The sequence below is a fragment of the Enterobacter cloacae complex sp. 382A5 genome, assembly GCF_050031095.1.
Taxonomy (GTDB): domain Bacteria; phylum Pseudomonadota; class Gammaproteobacteria; order Enterobacterales; family Enterobacteriaceae; genus Enterobacter; species Enterobacter cloacae.
Map to the genome: position 1 here is coordinate 1820297 of NZ_JBLGVK010000001.1, position 17642 is coordinate 1837938.

Genomic DNA, 17642 nt, shown 5'->3' on the forward strand with positions numbered 1-17642 from the left:
TGATTATTTGACTACAGGAAAGAATGGATTGTGACCAAACTCAAACTTCTGGCATTGGGCGTACTCGCCGCGACCGCAGTTAGCACCGCACAGGCGGAAAGCCAGTGGACGGTAGGTGCGGGCGTTGGCGTCATTAACAGCCCGTATAAACAGTATGATCGTGATGTTTATCCCGTTCCGGTTGTCACCTATGAAGGCGATAACTTCTGGTTCCGTGGACTCGGCGGCGGCTACTATCTGTGGAACGATACGGCCGATAAGCTCTCCATTATGGCCTACTACGATCCGACGCACTTCAAACCGGGTGACAGCGACAGCCACGCCCTGCGTCGACTCGACAAGCGTAAGAGCACCATGATGGCGGGTCTCTCTTATGTGCATAACACCGAATATGGCTTCCTGCGTACCGCGCTGGCGGGAGACACGCTGGATAACAGCAACGGCTTTATCTGGGATCTGGCGTGGCTCTATCGCTACACGAACGGTGCGTTAACGCTGACGCCAGGTATTGGTGTGCAGTACAACAGTGAGAACTACAACGACTACTACTATGGCGTTTCTAAGAATGAATCCCGTCGTAGCGGTCTGAAGAGCTACAGCGCAGATGATGGTTGGGATCCGTACCTGGAGCTGACCGCGAGCTACAACTTCCTGGGTGACTGGAACGTATACGGTACTGGCCGTTACGAGCGTCTGAGCGACGAAGTGAAAGACAGCCCAATGGTCGACAAGTCCTGGGCGGGTATTTTCTCTGTCGGTGTGACCTACAAGTTCTGATTGTGCATCAAAACAGTGCAATCTTTGCATTATAACGGGGCGCTTGCGCCCCGTTTGCATTGTGCTGGTGCGGTCATAACCATACCGCGTCAAAGGCTTAGCGCTTCACAATGCGAATAGTCTGCCCTAAGCGAGACGGTTTTTCTTCGCTGGCTTTTTGCGCCGTAGTGACGCAGGCCGTTTCAACGCAGACAAACGTTTTGTAACCGTCATCGGGCACGTCGGCCATGCTCACTGAGAGTGCCGGACCTGGGTTCCAGCCCACCACGTTGCTGTGATGATGGTGAATCACTTCGATGCCACGGTTGAGGGCACTGTCGTGGATCACGTTGCACGCTTCCGGATGCAGGTAAACGCGGTCGGTACGGTCAGGGAAGGTCTGCACGCCGTCGCTGAGTTTCCCTTCTTTTGCATTGTCCACTTTGTCGATATAGGTATCGCCAAGGCCGCTCACTTTTACCGCGCTGATATCACCCACGTTGAAGTAGGTGTGCAAGGCAGAGGTCGTTTCAAACTCGCCGTGCGCTTCCAGCTCAATCTCGCAGGTTTTACCCAGCTTGAAGCGGGCGTACAGGGTAAACTCGTGCGGCCACAGCGCACGGGTCTCGTCATTGGCCTGAAGCTCAAAGGTCAGCACGGCACCGTTATCATCTTCGTTATGCGCTTTCAGGGTCCACTGCTGGTTGCGGGCAAAACCATGAGAAGGCAGTCCCTGCTGCGCTGACGGCCCAAACCATGGCCAGCAGACAGGCACGCCGCCGCGGATCGCCGCTCCTTTTTTGAAAGAGGTCGCATCGCTCAGCCACAGCACTTCCGTTTCACCTTCCGGTTTCCAGGAGAGCAGGTGGGCGCCGTTCAGCGCAACGGAGGCTTTCACACGCGGGTGGTCAACGACGATAACATCAGCGCCATCAATCTGGCGACGGGAGAGCACAGGGGTAAGTTGTTCGACTACCGGAAGTGCAAAAATTTTATTAATCATTAAGCAATCCTCTGTCTTATAAATAAAAAAGGCGACCGAAGTCGCCTTTTTGGATCAAGCACTCATTCCAGTTTATTTGGAGATGTGAGCGATCAGGTCCAGTACTTTGTTAGAGTAGCCAGTTTCGTTGTCGTACCAGGATACCAGTTTAACGAAGTTGTCGTTCAGTGCGATACCTGCTTTAGCATCGAACACGGAAGTGCATACTTCGCCGTTGAAATCGGTAGATACAACGTCGTCTTCGGTGTAACCCAGAACGCCTTTCATTGGGCCTTCGGAAGCAGCTTTGATTGCTTTCTTAATGTCTTCGTAAGAAGCAGCTTTTTCCAGACGAACGGTCAGGTCAACAACGGATACGTTAGGAGTTGGAACGCGGAACGCCATACCAGTCAGTTTGCCATTCAGTTCTGGCAGTACTTTACCTACCGCTTTAGCAGCACCGGTAGAGGATGGGATGATGTTCTGAGCCGCGCCACGGCCGCCACGCCAGTCTTTGTGAGACGGGCCATCAACGGTTTTCTGAGTAGCGGTGGTCGCGTGAACGGTAGTCATCAGACCTTCGATGATGCCGAAGTTGTCGTTGATAACTTTTGCCAGCGGTGCCAGGCAGTTGGTGGTGCAGGATGCGTTAGAAACGATATCCTGGCCAGCGTAAGTTTCGAAGTTAGCACCACGAACGAACATTGGGGTGTTGTCTTTGGAAGGACCAGTCAGAACAACTTTTTTCGCACCCGCGGTGATGTGTTTACGCGCAGTTTCGTCGGTCAGGAAGATACCGGTTGCTTCAGCAACAACGTCAACACCGATTTCGTTCCATTTCAGGTTAGCTGGGTCTTTCTCAGCAGTAACGCGGATGGTTTTGCCATTAACAACCAGGTGGCCGTCTTTCACTTCAACGGTGCCGTCGAAACGACCGTGAGTTGAGTCGTACTTCAGCATGTACGCCATGTATTCAGCGTCCAGGAGATCGTTGATACCAACGATTTCGATGTCAGAACGTTTCTGAGCAGCACGGAAAACAATACGGCCGATACGGCCAAAACCGTTGATACCTACTTTGATAGTCATATATTCCACCAGCTATTTGTTAGTGAATAAAAGGTTGCCTGTAAAATTACAAAAACCTTACGCAGCGTCAAGCGGAATCGTGTCAATCATTGCGACAAATCAATCCTGTGACTAACGTTTGTGCGACTGACTCGCCTCACTTTCCCTTTGAGCTAGCAACCACATGGGGGCTGCGCCCGGAATTTTAAAGGCCTCGCAGGATAAATATGTGAGCATGATCACAATTGCCTGACCGCCTTTTCGCGACACATAAGTTTAGATCAAAAGTGCACGCAAGGGTGTTAATGTTTTGTTAGAATCCGGGTTAAAAGGTGTCTGTTTCTACAGCGAGATGTAAGCATATGTCGAACCAACGTAACCCTGACGATTTGAAAAAAAACCTCACAGAAATGCAGTTTTACGTGACGCAGAATCACGGCACGGAGCCGCCATTTACCGGGCGTTTACTGCATAACAAACGCGATGGCGTATACCATTGCCTGGTCTGTGACGCCCCGCTGTTCAATTCACAAACGAAATACGATTCTGGCTGCGGCTGGCCGAGCTTTTACGAGCCGGTGAGTGATGACGCGATCCGCTACTTAACTGACTCGTCGCACGGGATGGTGCGTACCGAAATTCGCTGCGACAACTGCGATGCGCACCTGGGGCATGTCTTCCCGGATGGCCCTCAGCCAACGGGCGAGCGTTTCTGCGTTAACTCGGCTTCTCTGAGCTTTAGCGACGATGAAAACGGCGACCAGATTAAAGGTTGAAAAAACGATTCAGCAAATTATTCCTTTGAAAGGGAGAGATCGTGAATATTGATGACATGATTAACGGTATGACGCCGGAAGTTTATCAGCGTCTGGTCACCGCCGTTGAGCTGGGGAAATGGCCTGATGGTGTTGCCTTAACCCCGGAGCAAAAAGAGAACAGCCTGCAGCTGGTCATGCTGTGGCAGGCGCGCAACAATACCGATGCGCAGCACATGACAATCGATACCAACGGCCAGATGGTGATGAAGAGCAAGCGTGAACTGAAGGAAGAGTTTGGTATCACGCCAAAGCCGATTGCGACGATGAAAATACAATAACGGTGTAGGTTGATGTCCTCACTCAACCCTCTCCTTGTGGGAGAGGGTTTGATTGCCTCACTACTTGTGCGAGATCCCGAGCGACTCTGCCAGCTGCTTCGCTAACTGGTTATTATCATCCGCCCCATACTCCCAGAACATTGCGCCTGCCAGACCTTTCTCTTTGATATAGTCCGCTTTGATAGCGACGGAACGTGGATTCTCATATGAGAGGGCAAACAGATCCTTCCCGTCGGCGCCCTTCACGGAAAGCCACGGCACTTTCGCCTGGTCGTCCCAGTGTTCAGTAAAGCGCTTTTGCGGGTCGTTTAGCAGTTTCTTCACGATATCGTTGTACTTCACGTAGGTATCTTTGGTCAGGTCATAACCGAGTGATCTGAACAACCCGATCTCCTGAGGGCCGAAGTAAGGCTGTGTCACCGGATTGTTTTGCGCATCGGGCTTGCTCCAGTCAATGCCCGGTTCTACAGCGCGTTTTGGTACGCGCCCATAGAAACCAATCCCAAGGTTCATCTGCTGTGGCTTCAGCCCCGCGGCCAGATAATTGTTCACCACAAAATCAACGCTGTATTTATCTGCTGCCGCCACGGTCGGCCAGGCGCTGGAGTCATACAGGTTCGCGTTAAAATACTGAGTGCCGTACGCCATGTCGTAGGTCATCAGGTTGATATAGTCGAGAAGGGGAGCAATGGCTTTCACATCGACCCAGCTTTTCGGACTTTCCGCATTGGCCCCAACCGCAATCGTGACCAGTTTTTTCTGCCCGAAGGCGGCACGCAGCTCTTTCAGCAGGAAGGTGAAGTTATCCCGGTCTGCAGGCGTGCTTGCGACCAGCCCCCATGCGCCGTTTACCGGGTACTCCCAGTCAAGGTCGATCCCGTCCAGACCGTATTTCTCAACAATCTCCTGCGCCGAGCGGATAAACACCGCGCGGCTCTCTTTGGTGGCTGCTGCGCCCGAGAAACCACGGGCACCCCAACCGCCGACGGAAAGCAGAACGTTTAAATTCGGGTTTTGTTTACGAAGCTGTGGGATAAGCGCCAGGTCGGACGCCACTTTCGGAGATAACCAGATCTGATGCAGCTTCGCCGGATCTTTCAGTGCGGCGTTGGTTTCGTCTTTTTCGTTATTGTAGATAAGGCCAAACGAATAGTTCAGGTGGGTGATCTGGCGGACATCAAGCGTATTGATATCGCCGCCGGGTCCGGCAGTGACATCACCACCGCCGTTGAAGTAGCCCACGGACATCAGGGGAGCGGCGTAAGCAACTGACGCGCAAAGCAAGGGTAAAGCTGCCAGCAATGGCAAACGTTTCATAGGTGTTCCTCTTTGACAGAATAAAAATAACCACGCCACAGAAAAAGCGTGGCGAAAAAACAGCCTGAAAAGCATAGCATTGCCGCTTCGCTGGTGATGCGAGGGAGTTCACTTTATGGGGATCGGAGTGGAAATGCCGGGAAAGGCGAAGCCGCCCCCCGGCATAAAAGACTACGCCTGCGTCTCCAGCCAGTCTGCCAGCGTATACAGCGTCGCGCCTTCAGCGGCCATATCCATAAACGCCTGCGCGCTGTCCTGCGGTTGAATGTTCACCCCGCGACAGCCGTCGGTGATGACGCTGACCGTATAAACCAACTGGAGCGCGTCCAGCACGCTAAACTTCACGCAGTAATCGGTTGCCAGACCCAGCACAATCAGCTCGGTGATTTCGTGGTGACGTAACCACGCGTCCAGCGCCGTTTTCTGACGATGTCCGTTATCGAAAAAGGCGCTGTAGCTGTCAATAGCCGGGTTTTCGCCTTTATGAAACACCGCGTCGATGGCTTTCTGATTCAGCAGCGGATGTAGCGCGGCGCCTTCCGTTTGCTGCACGCAGTGATCGGGCCAGAAGGTTTGCGCCAGACCGTCGAGCTCACCCTGGCTGAAGGGTTCAACGCCGTGCTGGCTGGCAAAACTGCCATGGTTGGCCGGATGCCAGTCCTGGCTTGCGACAACGGCTTCACCGCGCAATTTACACCAGTCAATCAGGGTATTGGCCACGTCGACCGTGCTGTCACCTTCTGCGACGGCCAGTGCGCCGCCCGCGCAGAAATCATTTTGCAAATCGACCAGTAACAGGGCGCGTTGCTTCATGAGGCCTCCTTATTCGTCCGGGGTCAGTTCGCCGCGCAGGTTTTGCATCATGGCGCTGCGAATGGACTGGATGTCCAGATCCTGACTCAGTAAATAATGAAGTTTAGTCAGTGTGGCCTCGACGGTCATATCGAATCCGCTGATCACCCCCGCATGCGCCAGAGCGTTACCGGTGGCATAGCCGCCCATATTGACCTTGCCGGACATACATTGCGTCAGGTTAACCACCACAATCCCGCGCTCGCTCGCTTCCTGCAGCTCTTTCAGGAATTCACTGTTCTGCGGCGCGTTACCCACACCGTAGGAGCGCAAAATCAGCGCTTTTACCGGCTGGCGCAGGAAGTTACGCACCACATCAGCAGAGATGCCCGGATAAATGGTTACCACACCGATCGGCTGCGGAGTGATCGGGTGAACGATCAGCTCGCCTGAGGTGGTCGGCGCAGGCGGCGTGCCCAGACGACGAATATGAATACCCGCTTCCAGCAGCGGTTGCAGGTTTGGTGAGGCGAAGGCGTCAAACCCATCGGCGTGCGCTTTGGTGGTACGGTTGCCACGATACAGACGGTTGTTGAAGAACAGCGAGACCTCGTTAATCGGGTAGTTCGCCGCCACATAGAGGGAGTTAAGCAGGTTAATCTGTCCATCCGAGCGCAGTTCCGCCAGCGGAATTTGCGAGCCGGTTACAATCACCGGTTTGCTCAGGTTTTCCAGCATGAAGGAGAGCGCCGAGGCGGTAAAGGCCATGGTGTCGGTACCATGCAGGATCACAAAGCCGTCGTACTGGTCGTAATGGGCTTTGATGTCATCCGCGATATGCTGCCAGTCTTCCGGCGTCATGTCGGAGGAGTCCATCAGCGGCTCGTACTCGTGGATGGTAAAGTCAGGCATTTCCGGGCGGTGGAATTCCGGCATCAGGGCAAGCTGACGTTGAAGATGACCGGACACAGGAATATAGCCGTTTTCAGAGCGCTGCATCCCGATGGTACCGCCAGTGTAGGCTACATAAATCGATTTCTTCTGCATGGTAGTGATTTCTTGTTCTTCAAAAGAAAAAAATCCCCTCTTCACCGGAAGAGGGGACGGGGTTTAACGTACGTTTGCGCAGGTCAGGCAAAACGCGTAACGACTTTGTGGATCATTAAACGCCGCGAGCTTATCGCTTTCCGCTTTCATCGCTTTAGCGGCCGTGGCGACAGGCGCTGGCAGATAAGCCTGCAGCGCTTCCGGCAACATGGCGCGCACGGAGACGGACATGCTGTCCATCACCATATCGAAGAACGACGGCTCATCCTGATAGTATTCAACATGCCACTGTTTGAGCTTCGCCAGTTCGGCGGCTTTCTTCACCGCGTCATCAAAGTCACCCAGGCTGTCGACCAGGCCGTTGCTCTTCGCATCCTGTCCTGTCCAGACGTGGCCCTGAGCAATCTCGTCGATCTGCTGCGGCGTCTTTTTACGCGAGTCAGCGACCAGCGTGATAAAGCGCTTGTAGCCATTCTCAATGCTGAGCTGCATCATCTCGGACACTTCAGGTGGCAGGGATTTGGTTACCGACACATCCGCCAGCGGTGAAGTGGCCACACCATCCGTATGTACACCCAGGTAATCCAGGCTGTTCTCTACCGTGTTGATCACCCCGAAGATGCCAATTGATCCGGTCAGGGTGCTTGGGTTAGCGACGATGTAGTTAGCCGGGGTTGAGATCCAGTAACCGCCGGAAGCCGCCATGCCGCCCATGGAAACCACCACCGGTTTACCTGCTGCACGCGCAGCGGCCAGCTCGGCGCGGATCACTTCAGAGGCGCTGACGCTGCCCCCCGGGCTGTTCACACGCAGCACAATCGCTTTCACTTTCGGGTCAAGACGCGCGTCACGGATCTGCGACGCGGTGGTATCACCCCCGACGTTCCCCGGAGTCTCCTGACCGTCCATGATTGCGCCATTGGCGAAGACAACCGCAACGCTGTCACCGCTCTCATCCGGCTTTTTCGCCGCGTAATCGTACATGCTGATCGCGCTGTAATTTTTATCCTCTTTGCTCCAGCCGAACTGTTTGCTCAGGGACTTTTCGATCTCCGCGCTGGTTCCCAGGGCATCGACCAGCTTGTTATCAAGCGCATATTTCGCGGTATCGCCGTCAACCTTGCGCAAGCCGTCCAGCACGCCCTGAGCACCAGGGAAGACCTGTGCAGGGGTAATCTGGCGGTTACTGGCAACTGTGGTCAGGTAGTTCTGCCACAGCTCACCAATCCAGCGGCTGTCCGCTTCACGGGCGGCAGGCGACATGTCATCACGGATGAATGGCTCAACGGCAGATTTATACGTACCGACGCGGAACACATGGGTGGTGACCTTCAGCTTGTCGAGCAGAGATTTGTAGTAAAGCCCGTTCGTGGCAAAGCCGTGCAGGTCGACCGTACCCTGAGGTGAAAGCCAGATTTTATTGGCAAAGCTCGCCAGATAATATTGCCCCTGGCTGTAGCTGTCGCCTATTGCGATCACCGGTTTACCGCTGTCACGGAATTCACGCAGGGCTTTGCCGATGTACTGCATGGAAGGCTGGTCGGCCCCGGCAAAATCTTTCAGATCCAGCACGATACCCGTAATGTTGCGATCATCTTTTGCCTGACGAATGGTATCGACAATATCGAACAGGGAGTTTTCCTGCAGGCGGTCCGAGGTAGCGCCGAACAGCTGACGACCAATCACTCCCAGACGATTGCTGGTGGAAGGCTTATCGACAATCACGCCGGTGATGTCGAGCAGCAGCGCGCCGCGCGTCGAATGCTGTGACTGGTTTGCGTTACTGATGTGCATCCAGATGCCCGCGCAAACCAGCACCAGGAGGATGAAAACGAGGTTCATCACCAGGTTGCGGACGAAATTGAGCAGTCGCCACGTCCATTTAAAGAAACCGGCAAAGATTCGCCAAAGGGTTCGCATGTATTCTCCCTAACCAGAAAATGACTGTTTCCGTCGCCACTGGACGGTAATGTTGGGTTATCGTAATGACCCAACCGCCACTTGTCAGCAGGAATCGCCTGCCAGGCTGTAACAAAATCTGCCGTCGTGTTAATTTTGTGAGTAAATTTCAAGAAAGGAGTTAACCAATGGACGCACTTGAACTGCTTGTTAACCGCCGTAGCGCGTCACGTCTGGCGGAACCTGCGCCAGCGGGTGAGCAGCTGGAGAACATTCTGCGTGCCGGTATGCGTGCGCCGGATCACGGCACACTTCAGCCGTGGCACTTCTTTATTATTGAAGGTGAAGGCCGCGAGCGCTTCAGCCAGCTGCTGGAGCAGGGGGCGGTTGCCGCCGCTCAGGATGAGAAAGGGATCGATAAAGCCCGTAACGCGCCGTTCCGTGCGCCGATGATCATCGCCGTTGTGGCGAAGTGTCAGGCGGAGCATAAAGTGCCTGTCTGGGAGCAGGAGATGTCGGCGGGATGCGCGGTGATGGCGATGCAGATGGCCGCTGTTGCACAAGGCTTCAACGGTATCTGGCGTACCGGGCCACTGACTGAAAGCCCGGCGGTGCGCGACGGACTCAACTGCGGCGAGCATGACAAAATCGTCGGTTTCCTCTATCTCGGCACCCCTCAGCTTAAAGCCTCCAGCACCATTAGCGTGCCGGACACCACGCCTTTCGTCAGCCGTTTCTGATAACGCGCGCTAAACTGTCTGGATTCTGAGCATCTGCCGCAGAATTCAGACAGTCATACTTACCTCTTTAAGGAATGAGCGCTACCATAGCGCGATTGCATTGACAGGAGATGTCCATGAGCGAGCAAACCATTCGTTTAACGCAATACAGCCACGGAGCCGGTTGCGGTTGTAAAATTTCCCCCAAAGTGCTGGAAACCATCCTGCACAGCGAACAGGCGAAGTTTGTCGACCCGAACCTGCTTGTTGGCAACGAAACGCGTGACGATGCAGCGGTTTATGACTTGGGTAACGGCACCAGCATTATCAGTACCACTGACTTCTTTATGCCGATTGTCGATAACCCGTTCGATTTCGGGCGCATCGCGGCGACCAACGCCATCAGCGATATCTTCGCGATGGGCGGTAAACCGATTATGGCGATTGCGATTCTGGGCTGGCCGATCAACACCCTTGCGCCAGAAATAGCCCGCCAGGTGATTGAGGGCGGACGCTTTGCCTGCCAGCAGGCGGGGATTGCCCTGGCCGGTGGTCACTCTATTGATGCGCCGGAGCCGATCTTCGGTCTGGCGGTCACGGGCGTGGTGCCTACCGAGCGCGTCAAACGCAACAGCACCGCGCAGGCGGGTTGCAAGCTGTTCCTCACCAAGCCGCTGGGCATTGGCGTACTGACCACTGCCGAGAAAAAATCCCTGCTGAAACCGGAACACAAAGGTCTGGCAACGGAAGTGATGTGCCAGATGAACCTGGCCGGTGCCGCTTTCGCCAATATCGACGGCGTGAAGGCGATGACAGACGTCACCGGTTTTGGCCTGTTGGGGCATCTCTCTGAAGTGTGTCAGGGCGCGGGTGTGCAGGCGCAGGTCTGGTATCAGGACGTGCCGAAGCTGCCAGGCGTGGAAGCGTACATTGCCCAGGGCGCCGTGCCGGGCGGTACTCAGCGTAACTTTGCCAGCTATGGTCATCTGATGGGCGAAATGCCTGAAGAGTGGCGTAACCTGCTGTGCGATCCGCAAACCTCGGGTGGTCTGCTGCTGGCAGTCACGCCGGAGTCAGAAGCCGAGGTGCAGGCAACGGCCGCCGAGTTTGGTATTACCCTGACGGCGATCGGCGAACTGGTGACCGCGCGCGGTGGCCGACCGATGATTGAGATCCGTTAATTCGATGCGGTTGTTTATTGCCGAAAAGCCGAGTCTGGCTCGTGCCATCGCCGATGTGCTGCCGAAGCCGCATCGCAAAGGCGACGGCTTTATTGAATGCGGTAACGGGCAGGTGGTCACCTGGTGCATTGGTCACCTGCTTGAGCAGGCACAGCCAGACGTCTACGACAGCCGCTATGCCCGCTGGAACCTCAACGATCTGCCTATCGTGCCGGAAAAATGGCGCCTGCAACCGCGCCCCTCCGTCACCAAACAGCTCAACGTCATTAAGCGCTTTCTGCATGAAGCGTCTGAAGTTGTCCACGCCGGTGACCCGGACAGGGAAGGACAACTGCTGGTGGATGAAGTGCTGGACTATCTGGAGCTGGCGCCGGAAAAACGCCAGCAGGTGCAGCGCTGCCTGATTAACGACCTCAACCCGCAGGCGGTGGAGCGGGCGATTTCGCGCCTTCGCGCCAACAGCGAGTTTATCCCGCTGTGCGTGTCCGCGCTGGCCCGTGCGCGCGCAGACTGGCTGTACGGGATCAACATGACCCGCGCCTACACGATCCTTGGGCGGAATGCCGGCTATCAGGGGGTACTCTCCGTAGGCCGCGTGCAAACGCCGGTGCTGGGGCTGGTGGTGCGCCGTGATGAAGAAATTGAAAACTTCGTTGCCAAAGATTTCTTCGAAGTGAAAGCGCACATCGTCACCCCGAAAGAGGAGCGTTTTACCGCCGTCTGGCAGCCGAGCGATGCCTGCGAATCGTATCAGGATGAAGAAGGCCGTCTGCTGCATCGTCCGCTGGCGGAGCACGTGGTCAACCGGATCACCGGCCAACCTGCCATCGTCACCAGCTATAACGATAAACGGGAATCCGAACCCGCACCGCTGCCGTTTTCACTTTCTGCCCTGCAGATTGAGGCCGCGAAGCGCTTTGGCCTGAGCGCGCAGAACGTGCTGGATATCTGCCAGAAGCTCTACGAAACCCACAAGCTCATCACCTATCCGCGTTCAGACAGCCGCTACCTGCCTGAAGAACACTTTGCCGGACGCCACGCGGTGATGAACGCCATCGGCGTGCATGCGCCGGATCTGCTGCCGCAGCCGGTCGTCAATCCGGATACCCATAACCGCTGCTGGGACGATAAAAAAGTCGATGCCCACCATGCGATCATCCCGACGGCGCGGGCCAGCAACGTCAACCTGACGGAGAACGAAGCGAAGGTCTATAACCTGATCGCGCGTCAGTATCTGATGCAGTTCTGCCCTGACGCGGTGTTCCGCAAGTGCGTCATTGAGCTGGAGATCGCCAAAGGCAAATTTATTGCCAAAGCGCGTTTTCTGGCGGAAGCGGGCTGGCGTACGCTGCTTGGCAACAAAGAGCGTGACGAAGAGAACGACGGTACTCCGCTGCCGGTGGTGGCTAAAGACGACGAGCTGCTGTGTGAGAAAGGGGAAGTGGTAGAGCGCCAGACGCAGCCACCACGCCATTTCACCGATGCGACGCTACTCTCCGCCATGACCGGGATTGCCCGTTTTGTGCAGGACAAAGAACTGAAAAAGATCCTGCGCGCCACTGACGGGCTGGGAACCGAAGCGACCCGCGCGGGGATCATCGAACTGCTGTTCAAGCGCGGCTTCCTGGAGAAAAAAGGGCGCTATATTCACTCCACCGAGCCGGGCAGGGCATTAATCCACTCCCTGCCGGAGCTGGCCGCCAGGCCGGATATGACGGCGCACTGGGAATCGGTGCTGACGCAAATCAGCGAGAAACAGTGCCGTTATCAGGACTTTATGCAGCCGCTGGTGGGGACGCTGTACCAGCTGATCGATCAGGCGCGCAGCACGCCGGTGAAGCGGTTCAGAGGAATGGTGGCACCGGGTGGTGGTGCGAAGAAACCGTTTAAAAAGAAAAAGAGCGCGGCCTGATACCCTCGTTTTGTTCCCCTCTCCCTGTGGGAGAGGGCACCCGGCCGCACGATAAACCTTAAATCACACCCTGCCCAATCATCGCGTCCGCCACCTTCACGAACCCGGCGATATTCGCACCACGCACGTAGTTGGTTTGCGAGGCCTCACCGCCGTACTCTACGCAGGCATGGTGAATATCCAGCATGATGTGGTGCAGACGGGCATCCACTTTCTCTGCTTTCCAGCCCAGACGCGCGGCGTTTTGCGCCATCTCCAGACCGGACGTTGCCACGCCGCCGGCGTTGGCGGCTTTGCCCGGTGCAAACAGTACGCCTGCTTCCAGGAACAGATCGGTCGCCTCGATGGTGGTTGGCATATTCGCCCCTTCGGCTACCGCTTTTACGCCATTGCTGATTAAGGTGCGGGCGGCTTCAACGTCCAGTTCGTTCTGGGTTGCACACGGCAGGGCGATATCCACCGACACGCCCCACGGTTGTTTACCCTCAAGATAGGTCAGACCAAACTCGCGGGCATAATCGGCCACGCGGCCATCGCGACTGGCTTTGATTTCACACAGACGCGCCAGTTTCTCAGCCGTGAAGCCGGCTTCATCCACGACGGTACCGCTGGAATCAGACGCGGTGACCACGCGGGCACCAAACTGCATTGCTTTTTCGATGGCATATTGCGCCACGTTGCCGGAGCCGGAGACCGCCACGCGCATGCCTTCAAAGCCTAAGCCGTGGCGTTTCAGCATCGCTTCGGTGAAATAGACCAGACCGTAGCCGGTCGCTTCCGGGCGGATCAGGCTGCCGCCAAAGGAGAGTCCTTTGCCGGTAAAGACGCAGGCGCTGTTGTTTGAGAGCTTTTTCATCATTCCGGCCATAAAGCCCACTTCACGCCCGCCCACGCCGATATCACCGGCAGGGACGTCGGTGTCCGGGCCAAGGTGGCGATAAAGCTCGGTGATCAGCGCCTGGCAGAAGCGCATTACTTCGCCTTCGCTTTTGCCTTTCGGGTCAAAATCGCTGCCGCCTTTACCGCCGCCCATCGGCAGGGTAGTGAGCGCGTTTTTAAAGGTCTGCTCAAAGCCAAGGAATTTCAAAATCGACAGGTTCACTGAAGGGTGGAAGCGCATCCCGCCCTTAAACGGCCCGATAGCCGAGTTAAACTGCACGCGCCACGCGCGGTTCACCTGAATCTGATTGCGGTCGTCCACCCACGCCACGCGGAACTGGATCACGCGCTCAGGTTCGACGAGGCGCTCAAGCAAAGACATCTGACGATAACGTGGGTTTTGTTCCAGGAAGGGCCACAGGGTGGTCATTACTTCACGTACGGCCTGCGCAAACTCGCTCTGATGCGGGTCGCGCTGCTGAACATGGGTGAGAAAACTTTCCAGAGTGCGTGTCTGATCCATAGATATAAGAACCTCTTATGATAATTTCCGTATGTGTCTTATACGATTTGTGTTGTTTTTTTGACTATACCACCCGTACCGCTTTGCGAAGCAAGCAGAAATTTATGTCGAAAGGGAAATTAATGACCAGTGCGGCGTCATAACCAAAAGCGATGACGAGATAAATTAAAGGTTCCGCGATGATTAACCGTTATAGTCATTATCAGGACACAACAGGAAGAGAAGTCTATGAACCGTTACGTGATGACCGCGTTATGTTTGATGCTGAGCGCTGGCGCGCAGGCTGACCGCATTCGTCCGGATGTGGAAGTGAACGTACCGCCGGAGGTCTTTAGCTCCAGCGGCCAGAGAGCGCAGCCCTGTAACCAGTGCTGCATCTATCAGGACCAGAACTACTCAGAAGGGGCGGTGGTGAAAGCGGACGGCATCCTGCTGCAGTGCCAGCGCGATGAACGCACCATCAGTACGAATCCACTGGTCTGGCGTCGCGTAAAAGAATAAAGGCTTCCAGCAGCGGAATATCCGCCGGGGCTAAGGGGTAGTCAAACGCCTCTTCAGGCGTACACCACACCAGGGCGCTGTGGTAGTGCGCCGTTAGTTCACCGCTGAAGTGGGGCACGTGCCAGGCGTGTAAATGGATTAACCGCTGTGACACTTCCCGCTGGTGGCTTGCCACGTAGTACGACGGTCGCGCGTGGATCCCCAACTCCTCCTGCAGCTCGCGGATCAGCGCTTCGGGCTGCGTTTCTCCGGCTTCCACCTTTCCACCGGCAAACTCCCACAGGCCCGGCTGATCGGCATGCATGGGGCGCTGCGCCAGTAAAATTTTATTGTCTTTTTCGATGATTGCCGCAACGACATCGAGTGTTTTCAGCATGGTCGTCAATACTTGATAGCGAAAAACACCATATTATCGTGCCCTTTCCAGGAGTCCAGTCATCAGGAGAATCACGTGAAAGAGACATCCACCTGGGTTGCCCCGGTTGAATCCCTTCCCGCCAGCCTCAAACCTATTGCCGCCATGCAGAAAAAACACTTTGGCGCAGTGCTTAACCCCACGCGCTGGTGGGGACGTATGCCGCGCCTGTTCTGGCTGGTGGCGCTGTTTGTCGGGTTTCTGGAGCGACGCAACGCCCGCCTGACGCCGGTGCTGCGCTCGCTGCTGATGACGCGGGTATCCCAGCTCTGTCACTGTGCATTTTGCATTGATGCCAACAGCCTGCGCCTGGCCGAACGCGCGGGCGCGCTGGATAAAGTGCAGGCCGTGAGCCAGTGGCGTGACGCCTCGCTTTTTAATGAGCTGGAGCGCGCGGCGCTGGCCTACGCGGAGGCCGTCACCGCCACGCCGCCGCAGGTGGATGAGGCGCTTAAACGCGAGCTTAAACGCCTTTTTACCGATGAGACGATGAGTGAAATGACGGCGCTGATTGCGTTTCAAAACCTTTCGGCCCGCTTTAATGCCGCCCTGGATATCCCGGCTCAGGGACTGTGCGACACGTTTAAAGGAAAGCCGCATGCTTGATCGACATATTCATCCCCGGGTAAAGCCCGCCCTTAACCGGCTGGCCTCCTGGCTGGATAAACCCGGCATCACGCCCGATGGTTTAACGTTGACCGGATTTGCCGCAGGCGTGCTGACGCTACCGTTTCTGGCGCTTGGCTGGTATCCGGCGGCCCTGGTCGCCATTGTGGTTAATCGCCTGCTGGATGGCCTGGACGGCGCACTGGCACGCCGCAGAGGGTTGACGGATGCGGGCGGGTTTCTGGATATCGCGCTCGATTTTCTGTTCTACGCGCTGGTGCCGTTTGGTTTTGCCCTCGCGGCTCCCGCTGAGAATGCGCTGGCCGCGGCCTGGCTACTGTTCGCCTTTATCGGAACCGGCAGCAGCTTTCTGGCCTTTGCCGCTCTGGCGGCGAAACACAATATCGATAACCCCGGCTATGCGCACAAGTCGTTTTACTATATCGGCGGATTAACGGAAGGGACGGAGACCATCGTGCTGTTTGTGTTGTGCTGCCTGTTTCCGGCGCACTTCACGCTTCTCGCGTGGGTATTTGGCGCGTTGTGCTGGCTGACCACCACAACGCGCATCTGGAGCGGGTATCTGACGCTGCGTTCACTCACGCCCTAGCGCGAACTGTCGGGTCCGCGCTCGCCAGACGACACCGGGTTTTGCGGGTGGCTGCTCCATTCGTACCAGCCACCGTCATAGACGGAGATGTTTTTCCAGCCCATCGCCCGGGCATACATAAAGCCCTCAGAGGCTCGCCAGCCGGTACCGCAATAAAAGGCTACGTGCTGTTCCGGCAGGATGTTCCAGCTTTTCCACATGGCGGCGATGTCATCGGCGCTGCGCATGGTGCCGTCCGGGTTATGGAAATCTTCCATATGGGTGGCATCGCTTCCGGCATGACCCCAGCGGGCACCGGCAATTTCACCTTTGGGTTTGATGTAGCTGTAGCCGCTGGTTTCGCCAGTAAACTCCGGCCACGAGCGAATGCTGACCAGCGAAGCATCCTGGCGATGCAGCATCCCGCGCGCCTGCGCCATATCGATCATCAGCTGTGGCTGACCGGGGATTGGCGCGCCGAAATCGGGAGCGGGTTTGACATCAGCAGGCATCCCTCTTTCCACCGGCAGGTTGGCCTCTGACCACGCTTTCCAGCCACCATCAAGAATACGCACGTCCTTCACGCCCGCGTAGAGCATAATTTGTGCCACGCGGGCGGCGGCATAGACATCGCGACCATACAGAATGACGGTGGTATCGTGACGGATCCCGTGTTTTGCCAGCATCGCTTTCAGTTTGTCGTCAGAAACCTTATTCCACAGCGGCTCGCTTTCCACTTCGTTGGTATCAATATAATCCGCGCCGGGAATGTGGTTCAGCAGATAGAACTTCGGCGCACCCCAGGCGGCTTCAATCACTTTCCAGTCACCGGCCGGGGCGGCTGCCACCGGTTTGCCCTGCGAAAGCTGATAAATCCACTGCGGGTAAACGAGCTGTTCAAAGTGCGGCAGGCGCTGCAGACGCTCAGGGGACTGTAGGGCATCACTGAGAACGGAAACCCGGGGATAACCGGCTTTCTTCAGGCGGGCGCTCACCGCCTGGTTGTCAGCGTCACTGCCGTAGAGGGCGATAGTCGTTGTGGGGGTAAGCTGATGCTGTTTTGCCCAGCGGCCAATCTGGTCGTCGCTCATCGAGCTCAGCCAGGTGGCAGAGAGGTTAAGCGCAGCGGGCTCGTGCCCGGAGGGGGCGCTCAGCGTTTGCGGCCAGCCGTTATAAAACGCACTGGCACGGGTATCGATCGCCGCGCCGTGCTGTTCCTGAAGCTGAGCCAGTGTGAGCGAATGGGGCATATCAGCGGCCATGCAAGAGAGTGAGGCGAGGCCGCAAAGCAGGGCCAGCGCGGTCAGTTGAGAAACACGTTTCATCGAATAACCTGACGTCAGTAAAAGAGGGGGGCATT

18 protein-coding genes are annotated in these 17642 nt (G+C 56.2%); 9 read left to right on the forward strand and 9 right to left on the reverse strand.

Annotation, left to right across the window (positions count from 1 at the left end; all coding sequences use genetic code 11):
* Positions 1–30: 30 nt before the first annotated feature.
* On the forward strand, positions 31–777 hold the full coding sequence (locus ACQG2G_RS08605; protein ID WP_013097055.1) for a MipA/OmpV family protein: 747 nt from the start codon (positions 31–33) through the stop codon (positions 775–777).
* A gap of 97 nt (positions 778–874) precedes the next feature.
* Here ACQG2G_RS08605 and ACQG2G_RS08610 read toward each other — a convergent pair whose 3' ends face one another.
* Together ACQG2G_RS08610 and gapA are read right to left on the reverse strand one after the other, a co-directional pair.
* Entirely contained in the window at positions 875–1759 is an 885-nt protein-coding gene (locus tag ACQG2G_RS08610; protein ID WP_013097054.1) for a D-hexose-6-phosphate mutarotase, read from the reverse strand.
* Between the two features lie 72 nt (positions 1760–1831).
* On the reverse strand, positions 1832–2827 hold the full coding sequence (gene gapA / locus ACQG2G_RS08615) for a glyceraldehyde-3-phosphate dehydrogenase (protein ID WP_013097053.1): 996 nt from the start codon (positions 2825–2827) through the stop codon (positions 1832–1834).
* Between the two features lie 341 nt (positions 2828–3168).
* Between gapA and msrB the strand changes: the two genes are divergently transcribed.
* Both msrB and ACQG2G_RS08625 read left to right on the forward strand, forming a co-directional pair.
* A complete protein-coding gene (gene msrB / locus ACQG2G_RS08620; RefSeq protein WP_058651475.1) occupies positions 3169–3582 on the forward strand; it encodes a peptide-methionine (R)-S-oxide reductase MsrB in 414 nt (137 codons plus the stop codon).
* 41 nt (positions 3583–3623) lie between these two features.
* Positions 3624–3902, forward strand: coding sequence for a YeaC family protein (locus ACQG2G_RS08625; protein WP_013097051.1), 279 nt, complete (start codon positions 3624–3626; stop codon positions 3900–3902).
* Positions 3903–3962: 60 nt separating this feature from the next.
* Here ACQG2G_RS08625 and ACQG2G_RS08630 read toward each other — a convergent pair whose 3' ends face one another.
* The 4 genes from ACQG2G_RS08630 to sppA all read right to left on the reverse strand — a co-directional run bounded on the left by ACQG2G_RS08630 (position 3963) and on the right by sppA (position 8978).
* Complete coding sequence (locus tag ACQG2G_RS08630; protein ID WP_013097050.1) at positions 3963–5219, reverse strand: glycoside hydrolase family 18 protein; 1257 nt, start codon at positions 5217–5219, stop codon at positions 3963–3965.
* Positions 5220–5390: 171 nt separating this feature from the next.
* On the reverse strand, positions 5391–6032 hold the full coding sequence (gene pncA / locus ACQG2G_RS08635) for a bifunctional nicotinamidase/pyrazinamidase (protein WP_058651476.1): 642 nt from the start codon (positions 6030–6032) through the stop codon (positions 5391–5393).
* 9 nt (positions 6033–6041) lie between these two features.
* Positions 6042–7058, reverse strand: a complete 1017-nt coding sequence (gene ansA, locus ACQG2G_RS08640; protein ID WP_013097048.1) for an asparaginase — start codon at positions 7056–7058, stop codon at positions 6042–6044.
* 63 nt (positions 7059–7121) lie between these two features.
* Positions 7122–8978, reverse strand: coding sequence for a signal peptide peptidase SppA (gene sppA / locus ACQG2G_RS08645; protein ID WP_020690337.1), 1857 nt, complete (start codon positions 8976–8978; stop codon positions 7122–7124).
* Between the two features lie 167 nt (positions 8979–9145).
* Between sppA and ACQG2G_RS08650 the strand changes: the two genes are divergently transcribed.
* From ACQG2G_RS08650 to ACQG2G_RS08660, 3 genes are all read left to right on the forward strand, one after another.
* Positions 9146–9697, forward strand: a complete 552-nt coding sequence (locus ACQG2G_RS08650) for an NAD(P)H nitroreductase (RefSeq protein WP_048971532.1) — start codon at positions 9146–9148, stop codon at positions 9695–9697.
* Between the two features lie 116 nt (positions 9698–9813).
* On the forward strand, positions 9814–10857 hold the full coding sequence (selD, locus tag ACQG2G_RS08655; protein WP_014831513.1) for a selenide, water dikinase SelD: 1044 nt from the start codon (positions 9814–9816) through the stop codon (positions 10855–10857).
* A gap of 4 nt (positions 10858–10861) precedes the next feature.
* The gene (locus ACQG2G_RS08660) at positions 10862–12769 is read left to right on the forward strand and encodes a DNA topoisomerase III (protein WP_038979877.1); all 1908 of its coding nucleotides are present in this window, start codon (positions 10862–10864) and stop codon (positions 12767–12769) included.
* Positions 12770–12827: 58 nt separating this feature from the next.
* On the opposite strand, the gene gdhA is transcribed toward ACQG2G_RS08660, so the two are convergent.
* Entirely contained in the window at positions 12828–14171 is a 1344-nt protein-coding gene (gene gdhA / locus ACQG2G_RS08665; protein ID WP_100168559.1) for an NADP-specific glutamate dehydrogenase, read from the reverse strand.
* 228 nt (positions 14172–14399) lie between these two features.
* Here gdhA and ACQG2G_RS08670 point away from each other — a divergent pair, with 228 nt between their 5' ends.
* Positions 14400–14672 carry a YnjH family protein gene (locus ACQG2G_RS08670; protein ID WP_013097042.1) on the forward strand — a complete coding sequence of 91 codons (273 nt, stop codon included), beginning with the start codon at positions 14400–14402 and terminating at the stop codon, positions 14670–14672.
* Here the strand turns inward: ACQG2G_RS08670 and ACQG2G_RS08675 are convergent.
* On the reverse strand, positions 14632–15048 hold the full coding sequence (locus ACQG2G_RS08675; protein ID WP_045295809.1) for a pyrimidine (deoxy)nucleoside triphosphate diphosphatase: 417 nt from the start codon (positions 15046–15048) through the stop codon (positions 14632–14634). The genes ACQG2G_RS08670 and ACQG2G_RS08675 overlap by 41 nt on opposite strands.
* A 75-nt stretch (positions 15049–15123) precedes the next feature.
* On the opposite strand from ACQG2G_RS08675, the gene ACQG2G_RS08680 reads away from it, so the two are divergent.
* Positions 15124–15693, forward strand: a complete 570-nt coding sequence (locus ACQG2G_RS08680; protein ID WP_348595876.1) for a carboxymuconolactone decarboxylase family protein — start codon at positions 15124–15126, stop codon at positions 15691–15693.
* A complete protein-coding gene (locus ACQG2G_RS08685; RefSeq protein ID WP_014831518.1) occupies positions 15686–16303 on the forward strand; it encodes a CDP-alcohol phosphatidyltransferase family protein in 618 nt (205 codons plus the stop codon). Before ACQG2G_RS08680 ends, ACQG2G_RS08685 begins: the two co-directional genes overlap by 8 nt.
* Here the strand turns inward: ACQG2G_RS08685 and ACQG2G_RS08690 are convergent.
* The gene (locus tag ACQG2G_RS08690; RefSeq protein WP_348595875.1) at positions 16300–17607 is read right to left on the reverse strand and encodes a sulfurtransferase; all 1308 of its coding nucleotides are present in this window, start codon (positions 17605–17607) and stop codon (positions 16300–16302) included. The genes ACQG2G_RS08685 and ACQG2G_RS08690 overlap by 4 nt on opposite strands.
* Positions 17608–17642 lie beyond the last annotated feature (35 nt).

Excerpts from the sequence above, each read along its gene's own strand:
- gapA (WP_013097053.1), bottom strand. The coding sequence starts at position 2,827 with ATGACTATCAAAGTAGGTATCAACGGTTTTGGCCGTATCGGCCGTATT.
- ACQG2G_RS08650 (WP_048971532.1), top strand. The coding sequence starts at position 9,146 with ATGGACGCACTTGAACTGCTTGTTAACCGCCGTAGCGCGTCACGTCTG.
- ACQG2G_RS08690 (WP_348595875.1), bottom strand. The coding sequence starts at position 17,607 with ATGAAACGTGTTTCTCAACTGACCGCGCTGGCCCTGCTTTGCGGCCTC.
- sppA (WP_020690337.1), bottom strand. The coding sequence starts at position 8,978 with ATGCGAACCCTTTGGCGAATCTTTGCCGGTTTCTTTAAATGGACGTGG.
- ACQG2G_RS08630 (WP_013097050.1), bottom strand. The coding sequence starts at position 5,219 with ATGAAACGTTTGCCATTGCTGGCAGCTTTACCCTTGCTTTGCGCGTCA.
- ACQG2G_RS08675 (WP_045295809.1), bottom strand. The coding sequence starts at position 15,048 with ATGCTGAAAACACTCGATGTCGTTGCGGCAATCATCGAAAAAGACAAT.
- ACQG2G_RS08660 (WP_038979877.1), top strand. The coding sequence starts at position 10,862 with ATGCGGTTGTTTATTGCCGAAAAGCCGAGTCTGGCTCGTGCCATCGCC.
- ACQG2G_RS08610 (WP_013097054.1), bottom strand. The coding sequence starts at position 1,759 with ATGATTAATAAAATTTTTGCACTTCCGGTAGTCGAACAACTTACCCCT.
- ansA (WP_013097048.1), bottom strand. The coding sequence starts at position 7,058 with ATGCAGAAGAAATCGATTTATGTAGCCTACACTGGCGGTACCATCGGG.
- ACQG2G_RS08685 (WP_014831518.1), top strand. The coding sequence starts at position 15,686 with ATGCTTGATCGACATATTCATCCCCGGGTAAAGCCCGCCCTTAACCGG.
- pncA (WP_058651476.1), bottom strand. The coding sequence starts at position 6,032 with ATGAAGCAACGCGCCCTGTTACTGGTCGATTTGCAAAATGATTTCTGC.
- msrB (WP_058651475.1), top strand. The coding sequence starts at position 3,169 with ATGTCGAACCAACGTAACCCTGACGATTTGAAAAAAAACCTCACAGAA.
- gdhA (WP_100168559.1), bottom strand. The coding sequence starts at position 14,171 with ATGGATCAGACACGCACTCTGGAAAGTTTTCTCACCCATGTTCAGCAG.
- selD (WP_014831513.1), top strand. The coding sequence starts at position 9,814 with ATGAGCGAGCAAACCATTCGTTTAACGCAATACAGCCACGGAGCCGGT.
- ACQG2G_RS08670 (WP_013097042.1), top strand. The coding sequence starts at position 14,400 with ATGAACCGTTACGTGATGACCGCGTTATGTTTGATGCTGAGCGCTGGC.